The organism is Rhodococcus sp. WB1, from assembly GCF_001700945.1.
GTDB lineage: Bacteria > Actinomycetota > Actinomycetes > Mycobacteriales > Mycobacteriaceae > Rhodococcus > Rhodococcus aetherivorans.
Genome location: NZ_CP015529.1, coordinates 2803429 through 2822501, shown reverse-complemented (window position 1 = coordinate 2822501; position 19073 = coordinate 2803429). Strand labels below are relative to the sequence as shown.

The 19073-nt window shown below is 72.3% G+C and carries 13 protein-coding genes; 5 read left to right on the top strand and 8 right to left on the bottom strand.

Going from position 1 to position 19073, the window contains the following annotated elements; all coding sequences use genetic code 11:
* Nucleotides 1-149 precede the first annotated feature (149 nt).
* Complete coding sequence (gene dxs / locus A4U64_RS12430) at nucleotides 150-2123, top strand: 1-deoxy-D-xylulose-5-phosphate synthase (protein ID WP_084648637.1); 1974 nt, start codon at nucleotides 150-152, stop codon at nucleotides 2121-2123.
* Nucleotides 2124-2169: 46 nt separating this feature from the next.
* Here dxs and A4U64_RS12425 read toward each other — a convergent pair whose 3' ends face one another.
* The 7 genes from A4U64_RS12425 to A4U64_RS12395 form a co-directional block, all read right to left on the bottom strand.
* Complete coding sequence (locus A4U64_RS12425) at nucleotides 2170-3609, bottom strand: sugar porter family MFS transporter (RefSeq protein ID WP_006938099.1); 1440 nt, start codon at nucleotides 3607-3609, stop codon at nucleotides 2170-2172.
* Nucleotides 3610-3747: 138 nt separating this feature from the next.
* Complete coding sequence (locus tag A4U64_RS12420; RefSeq protein WP_006938096.1) at nucleotides 3748-5853, bottom strand: 3-hydroxyacyl-CoA dehydrogenase NAD-binding domain-containing protein; 2106 nt, start codon at nucleotides 5851-5853, stop codon at nucleotides 3748-3750.
* Nucleotides 5854-5855: 2 nt separating this feature from the next.
* Nucleotides 5856-7064 (bottom strand): thiolase family protein, encoded by a 1209-nt coding sequence (locus A4U64_RS12415; RefSeq protein WP_006938095.1) that lies wholly within the window; start codon nucleotides 7062-7064, stop codon nucleotides 5856-5858.
* Nucleotides 7065-7439: 375 nt separating this feature from the next.
* The gene (locus A4U64_RS12410; protein ID WP_006938094.1) at nucleotides 7440-8678 is read right to left on the bottom strand and encodes an HRDC domain-containing protein; all 1239 of its coding nucleotides are present in this window, start codon (nucleotides 8676-8678) and stop codon (nucleotides 7440-7442) included.
* Nucleotides 8679-8797: 119 nt separating this feature from the next.
* Nucleotides 8798-10174, bottom strand: coding sequence for a WS/DGAT/MGAT family O-acyltransferase (locus A4U64_RS12405; protein ID WP_006938093.1), 1377 nt, complete (start codon nucleotides 10172-10174; stop codon nucleotides 8798-8800).
* A 118-nt stretch (nucleotides 10175-10292) separates the two neighbouring features.
* Nucleotides 10293-11705 carry a WS/DGAT/MGAT family O-acyltransferase gene (locus tag A4U64_RS12400; RefSeq protein WP_029543440.1) on the bottom strand — a complete coding sequence of 471 codons (1413 nt, stop codon included), beginning with the start codon at nucleotides 11703-11705 and terminating at the stop codon, nucleotides 10293-10295.
* 76 nt (nucleotides 11706-11781) lie between these two features.
* Nucleotides 11782-12357, bottom strand: a complete 576-nt coding sequence (locus tag A4U64_RS12395) for a DUF3000 domain-containing protein (RefSeq protein ID WP_006938090.1) — start codon at nucleotides 12355-12357, stop codon at nucleotides 11782-11784.
* 116 nt (nucleotides 12358-12473) lie between these two features.
* Between A4U64_RS12395 and hemE the strand changes: the two genes are divergently transcribed.
* From hemE to hemQ, 3 genes are read left to right on the top strand one after another with little or no spacing between them, the layout of a single operon-like run.
* Nucleotides 12474-13571 (top strand): uroporphyrinogen decarboxylase, encoded by a 1098-nt coding sequence (hemE, locus tag A4U64_RS12390; RefSeq protein ID WP_006938085.1) that lies wholly within the window; start codon nucleotides 12474-12476, stop codon nucleotides 13569-13571.
* Nucleotides 13568-14932: a protoporphyrinogen oxidase gene (locus A4U64_RS12385; RefSeq protein ID WP_050035139.1), complete on the top strand. Its 1365-nt coding sequence runs from the start codon at nucleotides 13568-13570 to the stop codon at nucleotides 14930-14932. The genes hemE and A4U64_RS12385 overlap by 4 nt, the downstream gene beginning before the upstream one ends.
* Before the next feature lie 5 nt (nucleotides 14933-14937).
* Nucleotides 14938-15633: a hydrogen peroxide-dependent heme synthase gene (gene hemQ / locus A4U64_RS12380; RefSeq protein ID WP_006938082.1), complete on the top strand. Its 696-nt coding sequence runs from the start codon at nucleotides 14938-14940 to the stop codon at nucleotides 15631-15633.
* Nucleotides 15634-15682: 49 nt separating this feature from the next.
* On the opposite strand, the gene A4U64_RS12375 is transcribed toward hemQ, so the two are convergent.
* The gene (locus A4U64_RS12375; RefSeq protein WP_065922614.1) at nucleotides 15683-16627 is read right to left on the bottom strand and encodes a lactate/malate family dehydrogenase; all 945 of its coding nucleotides are present in this window, start codon (nucleotides 16625-16627) and stop codon (nucleotides 15683-15685) included.
* 147 nt (nucleotides 16628-16774) lie between these two features.
* On the opposite strand from A4U64_RS12375, the gene A4U64_RS12370 reads away from it, so the two are divergent.
* Nucleotides 16775-19060 carry a molybdopterin-dependent oxidoreductase gene (locus tag A4U64_RS12370; RefSeq protein WP_084648636.1) on the top strand — a complete coding sequence of 762 codons (2286 nt, stop codon included), beginning with the start codon at nucleotides 16775-16777 and terminating at the stop codon, nucleotides 19058-19060.
* The last annotated feature ends 13 nt before the right edge of the window (nucleotides 19061-19073 follow it).

Sequence of the window (19073 nt, the reverse complement as noted above, 5' to 3'; positions counted from 1 at the left end):
TCACATCATCGGCATAATGAGGTGAGGGACACGGTGTGAGACGGGGCGGCGGCACGACGAAGCGAGTCGACCACCTCCGACGCTCCGTAGACTGGGTGGAACCGCTCGCGCGGAGACGCGCGGGTCCGAGCCGGAGGGAGCAATTCCAGTTGGGTGTCCTGTCCCGCATCGAGTCGCCCGAGGACCTGCGTCGGCTCAGCCAGCCGGAGATCAGGGAACTCGCCGGGGAGATCCGGCAGTTCCTGGTCGAGAAGGTGGCGGCGACCGGGGGACACCTCGGCCCCAACCTCGGCGTCGTCGAACTGACCATCGCCATGCACCGGGTCTTCGACTCCCCCCACGACCCGATCATCTTCGACACCGGGCATCAGGCGTACGTCCACAAGATCCTGACCGGTCGTAAGGACGGCTTCGACACGCTGCGCAAGCAGGGCGGCCTGTCGGGCTACCCCTGCCGCGCCGAGAGCGAGCACGACTGGGTCGAGTCCTCGCACGCCTCGGCCGCCCTGTCCTACGCCGACGGCCTCGCCAAGGCCTACGAGCTGTCGGACCAGCAGGACCGGACCGTGGTCGCCGTGGTCGGCGACGGCGCGCTCACCGGCGGGATGTGCTGGGAGGCGCTGAACAACATCGCGGCCGGCAAGGACCGGCGGCTCGTGATCGTCGTCAACGACAACGGCCGCTCCTATGCCCCCACCATCGGCGGACTGGCCGAGCACCTCGCGGCGCTGCGGCTGCAGCCCGGCTACGAGCGTGTCCTCGACAACGGCCGCCGCTTCGTGAAGCGGCTGCCGTGGATCGGTGCGGCCGCGTACTCCGTGCTGCACGGGATGAAGGTCGGCATCAAGGACGCGGTCAGCCCGCAGGTGTTGTTCACCGACCTCGGCCTGAAGTACCTCGGACCGGTCGACGGCCACGACGAGGCCGCTCTCGAGGCCGCCCTCCGCCGCGCCAAGTCGTTCGGCGGACCGGTGATCGTGCACGCCGTCACCCGCAAGGGCGCCGGGTACGCCCCGGCCGAGAACCATGTCGCCGATCAGATGCATGCCACCGGTGTCATCGACCCGGTCACCGGCCGCGCCACCGCGGCGGCGTCGGCTCCGGACTGGACGTCGGTGTTCTCCGACGAACTGCTCGTGCAGGGCGGCCGCCGCAAGGACGTCGTGGCGATCACCGCGGCGATGCCGGGACCGACCGGGCTGTCGGCCTTCGGCGAACGCTACCCCGACCGGATGTTCGACGTCGGCATCGCCGAGCAGCACGCCGTCACCTCCGCCGCCGGCCTCGCGCTCGGCGGAATGCACCCGGTGGTCGCGGTGTACTCGACGTTCCTCAACCGCGCCTTCGACCAGTTGCTGATGGACGTGGCGCTGCTGAGGCTGCCCGTGACCGTGGTGCTCGACCGGGCCGGCATCACCGGCGCCGACGGCGCCAGCCACAACGGTATGTGGGACTTCTCCCTGCTCGGCGTGATCCCGGGGATCCGGGTGGCGTCGCCGCGCGACGGCGCGACCCTGCGCGAGGAGTTCGGCGAGGCGCTCGCCATCGCCGACGGCCCGACCGTACTGCGGTTCCCGAAGGGCGCGGTCGGCCCCGACATCCCTGCGGTGGAGCGCATCGACGGCACCGTCGACGTGCTGCGGATGCCGTCCGAGCGTCGCGGTGACGTGCTGATCGTCGCGGTCGGCGCGTTTGCGGGCCTGGCGCTCGACGCAGCGGAGCGGCTCGAGCAGCACGGCCTCACCGCCGCCGTCGTCGACCCGCGCTGGGTGCTGCCCGTCCCGGCGGCCCTCGCCCGGCTGGCGCGGGACTTCCGGCTCGTCGTCACCGTGGAGGACGGCGGCATGCACGGCGGTGTGGGTTCGGCGGTCTCGTCGGCCCTGCGGGCGGCCGGAGTCGACGTTCCCACCCGTGAACTCGGTGTGCCGCAACGGTTCCTGGATCATGCGTCGCGGGAACAGATCCATCGTGAGCTGGGGCTGACCGCGCAGGACGTCGCGCGTCAGGTGACCGGCTGGGTCGTCGGGCTCGGTGCCGCGCAGAAGGCGGAGCAGGCCGTGGACGGGACCGCCGGGGAGGAGTCCGCGGGCGACGTCGTCGTCCGGCGGGACCCCGGCCTCTGACGCTGCGACGACGGGCCGGCCGCACGTGCGGCCGGCCCGTCGTCGCTCAGCCGGCTTCCTCGAGGGTCCGTCCGCGTGTCTCGGGCACGAACTTGATCACCACCAGCAGAGACAGCGCGGCCATCACCGCGTAGCCGGCATAGGTGAACGACAGGTTCCAGTCCGCCAGCGCCGGGAACGTCGCGGACACGAGGAAGTTCGCGATCCAGTTGGAGGCGGTCGCGATGCCGACGGCGACGGCACGCACCCGGTTCGGGAACATCTCGCTGATGAGGACCCACACCACCGGACCCCACGACAGGGCGAAGAAGAACACGAAGGCGTTGGCCGCGAGCAGGGCGATCATGCCGTAGGTGTCGGACAGCGTCGCGACCTTCTCCCCGTCCTCGTTGACGACGAAGGTCGCCGAGTGGAAGCACACGGCGGCGGTGCCCAGCGACGCCGCCATCCCGACGGATCCGACGAGCAGGAGCGGCTTGCGGCCGATCTTGTCGATCACCGCGATGGCCACGAAGGTACCGACGATGTTGACCAGTGCGCTGACGACGCTGATGAGCAGGGACCGGTCTTCGCCGAATCCGACCGCCTGCCACAGCGTCGACGAGTAGTAGAAGATCACGTTGATGCCCACGAACTGCTGCAGCGCGGCCAGGGCGATGCCCACGTAGATCAGCGCAGCCACGCCCAGCCGCCGGGAGAACACGTCCCGCACACCCGGCCGGGCGGACTCGAGGTGCAGGGTCTCGCGGATCGTGGCGATCCGCTCGGCGACGGCGACCTCGTCGCCGCCCTCGACCGTGGCGATGATGCGGCGCGCGGCGTCCTCCCGGCCGATCCGCACCAGGTACCGCGGCGATTCGGGGATGGGGAAGGTCATGATCAGGTACAGGGTCGCGGGGACCGCGCCGAGTGCGAGCATCCACTGCCAGGCCTCGATGCCGAGCAGCTCTTCGCTGGCCCCGCCGGCGGCCGCGGCGAGGGCGTAGTTGACGAGCTGGGAAATTGCGATGCCGAGGACGATCGCGAGCTGGTACATCGAGCCGAGTCGGCCACGTATGGCGGCGGGCGAGATCTCGGCGATGTAGGCCGGGGCGATGACCGAGGCGAAGCCGACGCCCACGCCACCTATGGAGCGCCAGAACGTCAGGTCGTAGATGCTGAAGGGGAACGCCGACCCGAGTGCGCCGACAAGGAACAGGACCGCGGCGATCTGCATGACCCGGATCCGGCCCAGCCGATCGGCGATGCTGCCGGCGATCCACGCACCGAGCGCCGCGCCGACCAGCGTCAGCGACACGGACAGGCCGATGGCCCCGGCGCCGACCTCGTAGCGCTCGCGGATGGCGCCGACGGCGCCGTTGATGACGGCGGTGTCGTATCCGAACAGGAATCCGCCGAGCGCGGCCACGGCGGCGAACAGCACCGCGCGGGCCACCGTGTGCTGCTGCTCGATCCTCGAATGGGGGAGGTGGGAACTGTCGGTCACAGGCTGGACGGTACGCCTGACACCGCGTCGGGGGGGCCGCTTCGGTGGGCACCGTGGCCGGGGTGATACGCACGGACGCGCCCCGGGGCCCACGACGGTTGCGCGGGTCCCGGGGCGCCGTGCGGAGCTACCGGTTCGTCAGACGCCGGCCACGCCGGGGGCGAGGAAGCGTGTGCCGTTGACGGCCTCCGAGGTGCCGGTGCGATCCAGGTACGGCGTGATGCCGCCGTTCCAGAATCCGAAGCCGCCGCCGAGGATCAGGCACAGGTCGATGTCCTCGGGGGCGGCGACAACGCCCTCCTCGAGCATGATCCGGATCTCCTCGGCGAAGGCGCGACGGGTCCGCTCGAGCACCTCCTCGGCGGTGGAGGGCTTGTCGCCCTGCGGCCACAGCGCCGCGACCTCCGGGTCGACGACCTGCTTGCCGTCCGCGTACGTCCACACGCCCGGCTTGCGGGCCTCGACGAGCGCCTCGAGTCCGGGGGAGGACACGAAACGGTCGGGGTAGGCGGCCTGCAGGGTCTCGCCGGTGTGTAGCGCGACGGCCGGGCCGACGAGTGCGAGCAGCGTGAACGGGCTCATCGGCATGCCCAGCTCGCCGACGGCGTTGTCCGCGACCTCGAACGGGGTGCCCTCGTCCACGGCGGTCATCACCTCGCCGAGAGTGCGGGTGACGAGCCGGTTGAACACGAAGCCCGGCAGGTCCCCGCACAGCACGGCCGACTTCTTCAGCGCCTTGGCGGTGGCGAAGGCCGTCGCAAGGGTCGCGTCGTCCGTCTGCGCGCCCCTGATGATCTCGAGCAACGGGAGCACGGCGACGGGGTTGAAGAAGTGGAAGCCGACGACGCGCTCGGGGTGCTTCAGGTCCGCGGCCATCGTGGTGATCGACAGCGACGACGTGTTGGTCGCCAGGACGGTTTCCGGCGAGACGTACTGCTCGATCTCGGCGAACACCTGCTTCTTGACGTCCATGTTCTCGAACACGGCCTCGATGACGAAGTCGGTGTTCGCGAACGCGGCCTTGTCGAGGGAGCCCGACACGAGCGCCTTGAGGCGGTTCGCGGCGTCGGGCGACAGCCGGCCCTTGCCCTGCAGCTTGTCGATCTCGGTGTGCACGTAGCCCACACCCTTGTCGATGCGCTCGGAGTCGACGTCGGTGAGGATCACCGGCACCTGCAGCTGGCGCACGAACAGCAGCGCGAGCTGGCTGGCCATCAGGCCCGCCCCGACGATGCCGACGCCGGTGACCTTGCGGGCCAGGGACTTGTCCGGCGCACCGGCGGGACGCTTGGCACGCTTGTTGACCAGGTCGAAGGCGTAGAGCCCGGCCCGCAGCTCGTCGGACATCAGCAGGTCGGCCAGCGCCTCGTCCTCGGCGGCGAAGCCCTTCGACAGCGACTCGGGATCGGCGATGTCGGTGTTACGGGCCAGCTCGAGCAGCTCGACCGCCCGGGCCGCTCCGGGCGCGAAGCCGCGGGTCTTGGCCGCGACGAGCGCCTTCGCGCGGCCGAGCGCCGCGTCCCAGCCGGCGCCGCGGTCGATCTCGGGGCGGGCCGGGGTGATGTCCCCGGCGAGGACCTTCGCTGCCCAGGCGAGGGACTGCTCGAGGAAGTCGGCCGAGCCGAACACCGCGTCGGCCAGGCCGAGTTCGGCGGCCTGCTTCGCGCGGATGACCTTGCCGTTGTTGAGCGGGTTCTCGAGGATCAGCGTCACCGCGTGGTCGGGCCCGATCAGGTTCGGCAGCAGCTGGGTGCCACCCCAGCCGGGGACCAGACCCAGCATCGTCTCGGGCAGGCCGAGCGCCGGCACGTTGTCGGCGTAGGTCCGGTAGTGGCAGTGCAGCCCGACCTCGAGGCCGCCGCCGAGGGCGAGGCCGCCCACGAAGGCGAACGTCGGCACCTGCGAGTCGCGCAGGCGGCGGAACACGCGGTGGCCGAGGCGGCCCAGCTCGAGCCCCTGCTCGCGGCTGGTGATCGAGGGAACGCCCTTCAGGTCGGCGCCGGCGGCGAAGATGAACGGCTTGCCGGTGACCGCGACAGCAGCGGGGTTCGCGGCGAAGGCCTCGTCGAGGGCCTTGTCGAAGGCCTCGAGGCCGGCGGGGCCGAACGAGTTCGGCTTGGTGTGGTCGAACCCGTTGTCGAGGGTGATCAGCGCGACGGGGCCGTCGATGCCGGGCACCTCGACGAGCTTGGTGTAGGCGTTCGTGACGACCTCGTCGGCGAACAGGGACGAAAGCTCGCTCATGACTACTTGTCTCCCTCGAAGTTGGGGTTCTCCCAGATCACGGTGCCGCCCATGCCGAGGCCGATGCACATCGTGGTCAGGCCGTAGCGCACCTCGGGGTGCCGGGCGAACTGCCGGGAGAGCTGGGTCATCAGGCGCACGCCGGACGACGCGAGCGGGTGGCCGCAGGCGATGGCGCCGCCCCACTGGTTGACCCGCGGGTCGTCGTCGTCGATGCCGAAGTGTTCGAGGAACGCGAGCACCTGCACGGCGAAGGCCTCGTTGATCTCGAACAGACCGATGTCGTCGATGGTCAGGCCGGTGCGGGCGAGAACCTTCTCGGTCGCCGGCACCGGGCCGATGCCCATCACGGCCGGGTCGACGCCCTGGAAGGCGAAGCCGACCATGCGCATGCCGATCTGCAGACCGAGTTCGCGGGCGGTGTCCTCGCCGGCGAGGAGGCAGGCCGTCGCGCCGTCGTTGAGGCCGGCGGCGTTGCCGGCGGTGATGCGGCCGGCGGGGCGGAACGGCGTCTTGAGCTTCGCGAGATCCTCGAGCGTGGTGCCCGGGCGCGGCGGCTCGTCCTCGGTGGCCAGGCCCCAGCCGGTCGCCGACCGGGTGGCGACGGGCACGAGGGTCTCGGCGATGTAGCCGGCCTTCTTCGCGGCGTCGAACTTGTTCTGGCTGGCGACGGCGTAGGCGTCGGTGCGGGCCTTGGTGATACCGGGGAACCGGTCGTGCAGGTTCTCGGCGGTGTTGCCCATCACCAGGGCGCTGGGGTCGACGAGTTTGTCGGCGAGGAACCGGGGGTTCGGATCGGCGCCCTGACCCATCGGGTGGCGGCCCATGTGCTCGACGCCGCCGGCGATCACCACGTCGTACTGACCGAAGCCGATTCCGGAGGCGGTGGTGGTGACTGCGGTCATCGCGCCGGCGCACATGCGGTCGATCGCGAAGCCCGGCACGGTCTCCGGTAGGCCGGCGAGGATCGCGGCAGTGCGGCCGATGGTCAGGCCCTGGTCGCCGGTCTGGGTGGTCGCGGCGACGGCGACCTCGTCGATGCGCGCGGGGTCGAGCTGCGGGTTGCGGCGCAGCAGCTCCCGGATGGTCTTGACGACGAGGTCGTCGGCGCGGGTCTCCGCGTAGATGCCCTTCGGGCCCGCTTTCCCGAACGGGGTGCGTACGCCGTCGACGAAGACGACATTGCGTTGAGTTGTGGTGGTTGACGCCACGCGTATTCCTCCCGATGGAGCGATGCTCGCCGACGCCGGCGAGGCCAGGGTTCCGGGAACATCCCGGCGCCGGGCAGCCCGGACGCCAGCGTGTTACCGACCAGTAACTTACCATCCGCGCCGGGCGTCACCGGAGGGGTGCGCGCGCCGGGCAGCCACCGGTCTCGCCGGCGGTCTGGGCGTCCTGCGGCGAGGCCGGTGGCCGCGGGGGTTGCGGGGCGCGCTCGTGACCATCAGGGGAACTCGCCGCGCTGGTCCCGAGTACGTTGCTCTGAACAGCGGGTATGCGGAAGCGCTCGACGCCGAGGCGGTGGCGAATGCAGGGATCGGGCGTGACGCGACCGTGGGTCCGCGGGCCGGGACGGTGGGAACGGGTCAGTCCGCGGTCAGCGCCTTCGCCAGGCGCGGCGCCGTCAGCTCCCGCTGCCAGGGCCGTGCCCCGTCGGTGGCGAACCGTTCCTCGATGTACGCGACGACGTCGGTATCCGCCGACACCCGCCACTCCCAGCACAACCGGCGCACCAGTTCGGGGCCGACGAGATTCTCCACCGGCACCTGGACCTGCTCGCTGAGCTCGGCGAGCGCGGCACGGGCCGCGGTGAGCCGCGCGGCGGCGTCGGGATCGTGCCGGGCCCAGCGGTTGGCCGGCGGCGGGCCGGTGAACGGCTGTGTAACGGGTGGCAGCTCCGATTTCGGCAGCGCCCGGGCCCGCTCGATCGCTCCCAGCCACACCCGCGACGACCGGCGCTGCCGCGGCCCCCCGAAGACCGGCAGGGCGCGCAGCTCGTCGACGGTACGGGGGGCGGCCTCGGCTGCGGCGACGATCGCGGAGTCCGGCAGCACCCGGCCCGGGGCGATGTCCCGGCGTGCCGCGAGTTCGTCTCGCGCCGTCCACAGCTCGCGCACGATCGCGAGCCGCCGCGGATCCTTGAGGGTGTGGATGCGGGAGGTGCGGCGCCAGCGGTCGGGCTTGGGGGCCGGAGGCCCGGCGCGACGGATGTGCTCGAACTCCTGCGCGGCCCACTCCGACTTGCCCTGCTGCTCGAGCTCGGCCGCCATCGCGTCCCGCAGCTCGACGAGGATCTCGACGTCGAGAGCCGCATAGTTCAGCCAGGCGTCGGGGAGCGGCCGGGTGGACCAGTCGGCCGCCCCGTGGCCCTTGCGCAGCTCGAAACCGAGGGTGCGTTCGACGATGGCGGCCAGCCCCACCCGATCGAAGCCGGCGAGACGCCCGGCCAGTTCGGTGTCGTAGAGCACCGCGGGCCGCAGGCCCAGCTCGTCGAGGCCGGGCAGGTCCTGGTCGGCGGAGTGCAGCACCCACTCGAGATCGTTGATCGCCGCCGCGAGCGGCGCGAGCGCGTCGGCCGTCGGGATCGGGTCGAGCAGCACCGTGCCGGCGCCGGCGCGACGCAGCTGCACCAAATAGGCGCGCGCGGAGTACCGGAAGCCCGAAGCCCGCTCGGCGTCGACGGCGAGCGGCCCGCTGCCCGCGGCGAGCGCTTCCGCCGCCGCGGCCACCCCGGCTGCCGTGGTGACGACCTCGGGGACGCCGTCACGCGGGGTCAGCAGCGGGACCGTCGCCCCTGCGGGCTCGTGTTCGTTGGCTACCGACATGGTTCGTGACTCTATCCGGGTGGCGGTGGTCTGGGCGTCGACCCGGTCAACCGCGCGGTCGACGTGCCGATTCCCGGTGTGACGAGTGGCACACGACCGCGCGGGCTGCTGCGCGGATTCTACGGTGCGGTGTCGAGTTCGTCGAGCGCCGAAGGGAAGGCGTCGACGAGCGCCCAGACGTCGGGAACAAGTTCGGGGCACGTGAGCACGCCGACATCGAGCGCGCCGTCCAACGACATCACGGTGATGTTGAGTCCGACCCCGTGGAAGATCGGTCCCAGCGGGTACATGGCCCGGATCCGGGCCCCGAGGAAGTACAGGGGCATCGCAGGGCCGGGCACGTTCGAGACCACCAAGTTGTGGACCACGGGGTGGCGTTCCGCGAGCCGCAGCGACGCGTACGTGCGCATCGCCGCGCCGAACACCGCGGGCGCCATGAACTGCGTCCAGTCCTGCAGCAGGCTTGCGCCCAGGGCCGAATTATGTTCTTTGGCACAGGCATTCGCATCCGCGATCGCGTGCAGTCGCTCGATCGGATCGGCGATGTGGGTGTGCAGGCTCGCGAACATCGGCGAGACCTGGTTGCGTCCGGGCCGGTCCGACTTGCCGCGCACCGACACCGGGACCATGCCGATCAGCGGAGAGTCGGGGAGCTCGTCGCGGTCGGCGAGGTAACGGCGCAGCGCACCGGCGCACACGGCCATGACCACGTCGTTGACCTTCACCCCGTGCTCGTCCTTCACGGACTTGACCCGGCCCAGGTCGAACTGCGCGAATCCGACGCTGCGGTGGCCGGTGATCGTGCCGTTGAAGGAGGTGCGCGGAGCGGTGAACGGTGCCGGCATGGCCTCGCCGCGACGGGCCCGGGTGATCCACCGGGGCACCAGCTCCACGGTCTTGGGCAGCGCCCGCACCAGCCCCAGCGGGCGGGTGGCGACGTTGAACAGGCCGCCGAGGGCGATCCCGAGCGCCGAGCCGCCGCCGGCCCCGTCGGTGACGGGCTCGGGCCGTGGCGCGTCCGGTTCGAGGCTGCACAGCTGCGCCACGAGGTCCGCGCCGGTGACGCCGTCGGCGCCGGCGTGGTGGATCTTCGTCATCACCGCGACCGATCCGTCCTCGAGGCCCTCGATCACCACCATCTCCCACAGCGGCCGGGAGCGGTCGAGCGGCTGTGCGGCGATGTGCCCGCACAGGTCCGCGAGCTCCTCCCGGCGCCCGGGCGCCGGGACCGCGACCCGGTGCAGGTGGCGGTCGAGGTCGAAGTCCGGATCGTCCACCCATACCGGATGGTCGAGGTTGAACGGGCTGTCGGCGATCTTCTGGCGGAACAACGGTACGGCCGTGAGGCGGGCCGCGAGTTCCGCGCGCAGTGCCTCGTAGCGGTACCCGTCCGGAACGGTCGTCGTGTCGAGGACGATCAGTCCGCACACGTGCAGCAGCTGCGTCGGCGTCTCGAGGTACAGGAATCCGGCGTCGAGGCCGCTGAGTCGATGCATGGCCACATTCTAGAACAGGTTCTAGTATCGGCGGGGGAACCTGGTCCACCTGCCCGAGCGGGTCTTCGTCGCCCCGGCGGTCCGGAACCCGTTCCCCGGGCGCCGCGACGGGCGCCGGTCAGCTCGGCGCGGCGAGCGGGGCCGGCGGAGCGCCCGGCACCCGGTCGGCCAGCTCCGCGAGAGCAGCCGGGAAGCCGTCGGCCAGCCGCCACAGGTCCGGCAGCAGGTCGGGGCACGACTGCAGGCCGAAGTGCAGGCCGCCGTCGAGCGACAGGACGGTGATGTTCAGGCCCGCGCCGTGGTAGATCGGCCCGAACGGGTACAGCGCGGTGATCCGCGCGCCGAGGTAGTACAGCGTGTCCGTCGGCCCGGGGATGTCGGAGACCACGAGATTGTTCAGCACCGGGAGCACGTTGGGCAGCCGCAGCGCCGAATACAACCGCAGGGCCGCCCCGAACGCCGCGCCCGGAGCCACCTGGCCCCAGCTGCCGAGCAGGTCGGGGTCGAAGGTGGCGTGGTGGGCCTTGGCCGCAGTCTCGTCCGCCGCGACGGCGTGCAGCCGCACGACGGGATCGGCGATCTCGGTGTGCAGCCGCCCCATCAGCACCGAAATCTGGTTGCCGGCGTCCCCCCGGGCGCGTCCGTGCACCGAGACCGGGACGGCGGCCACCAGGGGAGAGGCCGGCAGTTCGCCGCGGGCGGCGAGATATCGGCGCAGAACCGAGGCGCACAGGGCCAGCACGACATCGTTGACCGTGACGCCGAACGCGCGCTTGACCGCCTTCACGGCCGCGAAATCCAGCGTCACGAACGCGACGTTGCGACGGCCGGTGACGCGGCGGTTGAACGACGTCCGCGGCGCCGTGAGCGGCACCGCCATCGCCTCCCCTCGCCGCGCCCGGCCCACCCACCGGGGCACCATGGCCGCGCTGGACCGCACCGCGCGGGCGAGGTCCAGCGGCCGGGTGGCGAGATCGGCAACGCCGCCCGCGGCGACGGTCAGGCGGTTCGCCCCACCGACGCCGGGCGACTCGGGCCGCGGTGGCGGGGCGCCGGGTTCGCGGTCGCACAGCTGCGCCAGCAGGGTCGCCCCGGCGAGGCCGTCCACGACGGCGTGGTGGATGCGCGTCAGCACCGCGACCGAGCCGTCGGCCAGTCCCTCGAACACCGCGGTCTCCCACAGCGGCCCGGACCGGTCGAACCGCTGGGCGAAACGCTGCCCACAGAGCACGGCCAGTTCGGCCGCGGTGCCCGGGGGCGGCACGGTGAACCGGCGCACGTGCCGGCCGACGTCGAAATCGGGGTCGTCCACCCACACGGGATGGCCGGGATTGAGCCGGGAGTCGACCACTCGCCGGCGCAGCAGCGGCACCGCCGCAACGCGCGCCTCCAGGTCGGAGCCGAGCCGTTCGAAGGAGTAGCCGCCCGGCACGGTCGAGACGTCGAGCAGGGCCAAGCCGCCGATCTGCACGGGCAGCCCCGGCGAGTCGGTGTAGAGGAGCGCGGCGTCGAGCCCGCTGAGCCGACGCATGCCTCGATCATAGGACCGCGGGGTGCGCCGGTGCACCGCTCTCCGTGCCGTCGGCGACTCGGGACTCGGCGACGGCTCAGTGCTGCAGGCGCGTCACGCCCGCCGGGGGCAGGCCCGCCGCATACGCGAGCACCTCGCAGAACGCCTCCACGTGCGGTCCGAGCTCGCCGGACTGTGCGGTCCACGACGCCCGTAGCTCCAGCTGATGCGCCCGCGCCGGGCCGGCGATGTCGCCGAAGCGCACCGAACTCGTCGACGTCACGGTGCCGCCGAGCGCCGTCAGCGGCTCGCCGTGCGCGTCGAGCGCATCGACCAGCCAGCTCCAGGCCACCTCCGGCAGCAGCGGATCGGCAGCCAGGGTGGCGTCCACGTCGGCCTGGATGTAGGCGACGAGCCGCATGGTGCCGTTCCAGGCCTCGTCGCCCTCCGGGTCGTACAGCAGGATCAGCCTGCCGAACGCGTCGCCCTCCGATTGCTCGGGCACCAGGTCGGTGTCCGGATGGAGCACCTCCGCGCCCAGCGCATAGCTGTACGGAGCCAGCCGCTGCGGCGGCCGGATCGGACCCACCTCGATCTCCGGCCGCACGGTGGCCGCGTTCATCGAGTCGATGGCAGCGCGGAACTGGGCCGGCTCGGCGGGCGAGGTGGTCACGACAGCGGACGTTAGACCGGGTGACCGGGACCACGCGGGAGGCGCGCCGATTCCGGAGGGGTGGCCGGGCGTGGCAGCATGGGCAGCGACCCGTGCCCTTGGACGAACGAGGATCAATGACCGGCCTGGAGAACACGAACGTCGGCTCCACCCCGCGTGTGGATTACCCGACGCGGCGCCAGCTCCCGCAGGCGCCCCTGCTCGCCGCCGCGCGGGGACTCGAGCCGGCGCACCGGCCCGTGTGGTTCATGCGGCAGGCCGGCCGGTCGCTGCCGGAGTACCGCGAGATCCGGGCGAACATCGGCATGCTCGAGTCCTGCTTCGATCCCGAACTGGTCTGCGAGATCACCCTGCAGCCGGTGCGCCGGCACCGGGTGGACGCCGCGATCCTGTTCTCGGACATCGTCGTTCCGCTCAAGGCCGCCGGGATCGACCTCGACATCGTGGCCGGGACCGGACCGGTGATCGCGAACCCCGTGCGCACCGCGGCGGACGTCGCGAAGCTGCCCACCCTCGAACACGACGAGGTCGGTGCCGTCGCACGGGCGGTGGGGCTGCTCACTCGCGAACTCGGCGACGTCCCGCTCATCGGCTTCGCCGGGGCGCCGTTCACCCTCGCCTCCTACCTCGTCGAGGGCGGACCCAGCCGCAACCACGAGCGCACCAAGGCCCTCATGCACGCCGATCCGCGCACCTGGCACGCCCTGCTGGGGCGGCTCGCCGACATCACGATCGCGTTCCTGCAGGCTCAGCTGCACGCCGGCGTCGACGCGATCCAGCTGTTCGACTCGTGGGCCGGCGCGCTGTCGCTGGCCGACTACCGCGAATTCGTGCTGCCCCATTCGGAACGCGTGTTCGCCGAGGTCGAGTCCGCCGGCGTGCCGCGCATCCACTTCGGTGTCGGCACCGGCGAACTGCTCGGCGCCATGGGCGAGGCCGGCGCCGATGTGGTCGGCGTGGACTGGCGGGTGCCGCTGGACGTCGCCGTCACCCGGGTGGGGGCCGGAAAAGCGTTGCAGGGCAATCTCGATCCCGCGATCCTGTTCGCCGGACCCGAGGTGGTCCAGGCCGAGGTGCGCCGCATCGTCGCCGAGGGTGACCGCGCCCGCGCCGCGGGGGCGACCGGGCACATCTTCAACCTCGGGCACGGCGTCCTGCCCGACACCGATCCGGACGTCCTCACCGCCGTCGTCGAACTGGTGCACTCGCTGTGAGCGGTGCAGGAGCACCGAGCGTCGCCGTCGTCGGCGGCGGCATCACCGGGCTCGTCGCGGCGTACCGGTTGCGTCGCCTGCTCGGCGCGCACGCCCGGATCGTCCTCCTCGAGGGCTCCGAGCGGCTCGGCGGGAAGCTGCGCACCGTGCCGCTCGCCGGGGATCCGGTCGATGTGGGGGCGGAGGCGTTCATCGGCCGCCGCCCCGAGGTCCCCGCGCTGCTCGAGGAGCTGGGCCTGAGCGACCAGCTCGTGCACCCGTCCGGGGCCCGGCCGCTGATCTACGCCGGTGCCGCGCTGCATCCGCTGCCCAGCGGCACCCTGATGGGGATCCCCGCCGACGCCGGGTCGCTGACCGGTCTCGTCGACGCCGACACCCTTGCGCGGATCGCGGCCGAGCCCACCGTCCCGCTGTACTGGGACCGCGCCGGCGACGTCTCGGTGGCCGACCTGGTCGCCGACCGGTTCGGCGAGCAGGTGGTGCGCCGCTCCGTCGACCCCCTCCTCGGCGGCGTCTACTCCGGGCTCTCCGACACCGCAGGCGTGCGGGCCACCCTGCCGACCCTGGCCGCAGCCCTCGACGCGGGTGCCCCGAGCCTGAGCGAGGCGGTCACCCGTGCGCTGCCGGAGCCCTCGGACGCGCCGGTGTTCGGCACCCTGCGCGACGGCTACGGCACGCTGCTCGACGCGCTGGAGAAGGCCGCCGACGCCGAGATCCGGCACGCCGCCGCGAGCGGTCTGCGCCGCGCCGGCGGCCGCTGGAACCTCGACCCGATCGGACCCGTCGACGGTGTCGTCCTCGCGGTGCCGGCCGACCGTGCCGCCGAGCTGCTCGCCGACGCCGTCCCGGCGGCGGCCGCGCAGGCGTCCCGGATCCCGCTCGCCTCGTCCGCGGTGGTGGCGCTGGCACTGCCGAGCGGTGCCGCGTTGCCGCAGAACTCCGGGATCCTCGTCGCCACCGGTGAGGACCTGTCCGCCAAGGCGTTCACCCTGTCGAGCCGCAAGTGGCCCCACCTGGCCGGGCGCGACGTCGCGCTGGCCCGCGCGTCGTTCGGCCGTTATGGCGAAGCCGCGATCGTCGACGCCCCCGACGACGAGCTGATCGCCCGCGCTCGCGCCGACCTCGCCGCCGTCACCGGGGTCACCGACGAGCCCGTGGCCACGTTCGTCCAGCGCTGGCACGGCGGCCTGCCCCAGTACCGGGCCGGGCACCTCGACGTGGTCGCCGTCCTCGAGGACGCGATCGCTACCGTCGACGGCCTCGAGGTCGCCGGCGCGATGCTTCACGGCGTCGGAGTCCCCGCCTGTGTCGCATCAGGCACGACGGCCGCGACGCGGCTCGCTACGCGAGTGGCAGGATGAGCGGCATGGCACGTCTCGACTTCGACAAGCTCAACTCCACCCTCCGCTACGCGATGTTCTCGGTGTTCCAGGTCCGGCCCGGTGTCCTCGGCGAGGACCGCACCGCGGCGATCGAGGACGCGCAGAAGTTCTTCGCGTCCTTCGAGAACACCGATGTGATCGTCCGCGGCATCTACGACGTCGCCGGCGTCCGCGCCGACGCCGACTTCATGATCTGGACCCACGCCGAGCGGCTCGAGGATCTGCAGAAGCTCTACTCCGATTTCCGGCGCACCACCGTCCTCGGCCGCGCCAGCGCTCCGGTCTGGTCGAACGTCGCGCTGCACCGGCCGGCGGAGTTCAACAAGAGCCACGTCCCGGCCTTCATCGCCGGCGAGGACCCTGGCAACTACATCTGCGTCTACCCCTTCGTGCGGTCGTACGAGTGGTACCTGCTGCCCGACGCCGAGCGCCGCAAGATGCTCGCCGACCACGGCAAGGCCGGCCGTGGCTACCCGGACGTGCGCGCCAATACCGTCCCCGCGTTCGCGCTCGGCGACTACGAGTGGATCCTGGCGTTCGAGGCGCCCGAACTGGACCGCATCGTCGATCTCATGCGTGACCTGCGCGCCACCGAGGCCCGCATGCACGTCCGGGAGGAGACCCCGTTCTTCACCGGTCCTCGCGTCGACGTCGAGAAGCTGATCACCGCGCTGCCCTGACCCGCGCCGCGGCGCCGCCACCGGGGACGGCGCCGCAGCCCGGGCGTGCTCAGGCGGGCAGCCCCGCGATCCGCTCACCGATCCGTTTCGCCGCCTCGCGCAGCAGTTCCAGTTCCTCCGGTGTCAGGTCCAGCTCGACGATGCGCCGCACGCCGCGGCGCCCCAGGACCACCGGGAGACCGACGAACACGTCGCCGATGCCGTACTCGCCGTTCGGGCGCACCGTCGCCGACACGACCGTTCCCGAGTCGGCGACCATCGCCAGCACCATGTGCGCGGCGGCGGTGCCGGGACCGAAGAACGCGCTGCCGGACTTCAGCAGCCCCAGAACCTCCGCGCCCGAGGTGCGGGTGCGGTCGACCAGCGCGTCGAGGCGCGCGGCGTCGAGACGCGCGGCGATCTCCGGTGCCTGCGACAGCGGGATCACCATCTCCTCGCCGTGGCTCCCGAGCGCCACGGCGCCGAGCTCCCGCGCCGCCCCGGCCCCGTCCGCGGCGGCCAGCGCCCGGAACCGCCCCGCGTCGAGCAGCCCGGCCATGCCCAGCACCTGCTCCGCCGGCAACCCCGAGCTGCGCCACGCCTGGTACGTCATCTCGTCCAACGGGTTCGTCACCACAACGAGCACCACGTCGGGGGAGACCGCCGCCGCGCGCCCGGCCACGTCGCCGACGATCCGGGCGTTCGTCGCGGTGAGGTCGCTGCGGCTCATCCCCGGCCGGCGGGCCTTGCCGGCGGTGATGATCACGTAGTCCGCGGGACCGGCCTCCTCCAGCGACACCGCCCCCCGTACCCGCGTCCCGGAGCCCGTCAGCGCGCCGGTGTGGGTCAGGTCCAGAGCGATCCCCGCCGCCAGGCCGGGTTCGACGTCGACGAGCACGACCTCGTCGAACACGTCCGCGTCGGCCAGGCGCATCGCCGAGACCATGCCGACGTGCCCGGCTCCGACCACCACCGCGCGGGCCGGGGCCCCGCCGGATTCGACACCTTCCGCCATCAACGCCTCCCTCTCGTCGGGTACGGCTGTCGCCGTCCGTCGATGCCCACGCTAGGTCCCCGGGCGCCGCTCGGCTCGCCGATCGGACGCTGCGCGCCCACTGGCAGACTGTGCCCCATGAGTTCTCGAGCCGTGCGACACCAGCACATGGCGCACTGGGGGATGTTCGAGGTCGAGACGGACGAGGGCGACGTCACCGCCGTGCACCCCTTCGAAGGCGACACCGATCCGTCGCCGATTCTCGCCAACGCCGTCGGCTCGGTGCGGCACCGGTCGCGCGTGGCCGGACCTGCGGTGCGCCGGGGCTGGCTCGAAGCAGGACCGGGCCCCAGCGACCGACGTGGGGTCGACGAGTTCGTCGCGGTGTCCTGGGACGAGCTGACCGAGCTGCTCGCCGGTGAGCTGCGGCGCGTGGTCGACACGCACGGCAACCGGGCGATCTTCGGCGGCTCGTACGGCTGGTCGTCGCCGGGCCGGTTCCACCACGCGCAGAGCCAGGTCCACCGGTTCCTGAAGATGCTCGGCGGTTACACCCGATCGGTGCACAGCTATTCGCTCGGCGCGACCGGCGTGATCATGCCGCGCGTGGTCGGCACGCACTGGAAGCTGTTCGCCCGCGCCACGAACTGGGACGTCATCGCCCGCGAGACCGACCTGATGGTGTGCTTCGGTGGGGTGCCGCTGAAGAACACGGCGGTCAACGACGGCGGCACCAGCCACCACCCCACCCGCGGCGCGCTCGACGCCCTGCGCGCCCGCGGCGGGACCGTGGTGTCGATCAGCCCCCTGCACGACGACCTGCACGGCGCCGCCGAGCGGCTCGCGCCCCGGCCCGGCACGGACGTCGCGGTCATGCTCGCCCTCGCCTACGTGCTCGCCACCGAGGACCTCGCCGACCGCGACTTCCTCGACCGCTACTGCGTCGGCTACGACCGGTTCGAGGACTATCTCCTCGGCCGCACCGACGGCGTCGCCAAGACCCCGCGGTGGGCAGCCGGCCTGTCCGGCCTGCCCGCCGAGGCCATCGCCGCGCTGGCCCGGCGCATGGCCGCTGGCCGCACCCTGATCACGGTCACCTGGTCGCTGCAGCGGGTCCGGCACGGCGAGCAGGCGCCGTGGGCGGGGGTGACCGTCGCCGCGATGCTCGGCCAGATCGGTCTGCCCGGCGGCGGCTTCGGGCACGGCTACGGCTCGATGAACGAACCCGGCATCGCGCCCGTCCCGTATCCGCTGCCGACCCTGTTCCAGGGCAACAACCCGGTCGACGACCTGATCCCGGTGGCCGCGATCTCCGACCTGCTGCTGCGGCCGGGGCAGGAGTACGACTTCGACGGCCGGCGCCTGACGTACCCCGACATCCGGCTCGTGTACTGGGCCGGCGGCAACCCGTTCCACCACCACCAGGACCTGGGCCGGCTGCGCCGCGCTCTGACCCGGCCGGACACGATCGTCGTGCACGACCCCTACTGGACCGCGACGGCCAAGCACGCCGACATCGTGGTGCCGTCCACCACGTCTCTCGAACGCGAGGATCTCAGCTGCACCCGCAACGACCCGCTGCTCGTCGCGATGCACGCCGCCGCCCCCCGATTCGCCGACGCCCGCGACGACTACGACACGTTCGCCGCCCTGGCGCACCGGCTCGGCTTCGGTGAGCGGTTCACGGAGGGTCGCAGCGCCCGCGAGTGGCTCGAGCACCTGTACGGGCAGTGGCGTGGCTTCGTTCTCGCCGACGAGAACCGCGTCGAGACACCGCCCGAGTTCGACGAGTTCTGGCGGCGCGGCCACGTGCGGATGCGCAGCGAGGACGGGCTCACCCTGTTCGAGGAGTTCCGTGCCGACCCGCAGCGCAATCCGCTGGGCACCCCCAGCGGGCGCATCGAGATCTTCTCCGCCGATATCGACGGCTTCGGATACGACGACTGCGCCGGGCATCCCGCCTGGTTCGAGCCGGAGGAGTGGCTCGGGGGCCCGCGGGCGCAGCATTACCCGCTGCACCTGATCGCGAACCAGCCGAAGACCCGCCTGCACAGCCAGCTCGACCACGGCGCCACCAGCCAGGCCTCGAAGATCCGCGGGCGTGAGCCGATCCGGATGCACCCGGACGACGCGGCGGCACGCGGCGTGGCGGCCGACGACGTTGTGCGGGTCTTCAACGATCGGGGCGCCTGCCTGGCCGGCGCCGTCCTCGACGACGGCCTGCTGCCCGGCGTGGTGCAGCTGGGCACCGGCGCCTGGTACGACCCCCTCGACCCGGCCGACCCCGGCTCGATGTGCGTGCACGGCAACCCCAACGTGCTCACCGCCGACATCGGCACGTCGCGTCTCGCACGCGGTTGCACGGGCCAGCACGTGCTCGTGCAGATCGAGCGCTTCGACGGGGAACTGCCGCCGGTCCGGGCCTTCGACCCGCCGGTGATCCGCACGCGCTGACCCTCCCGGCTTC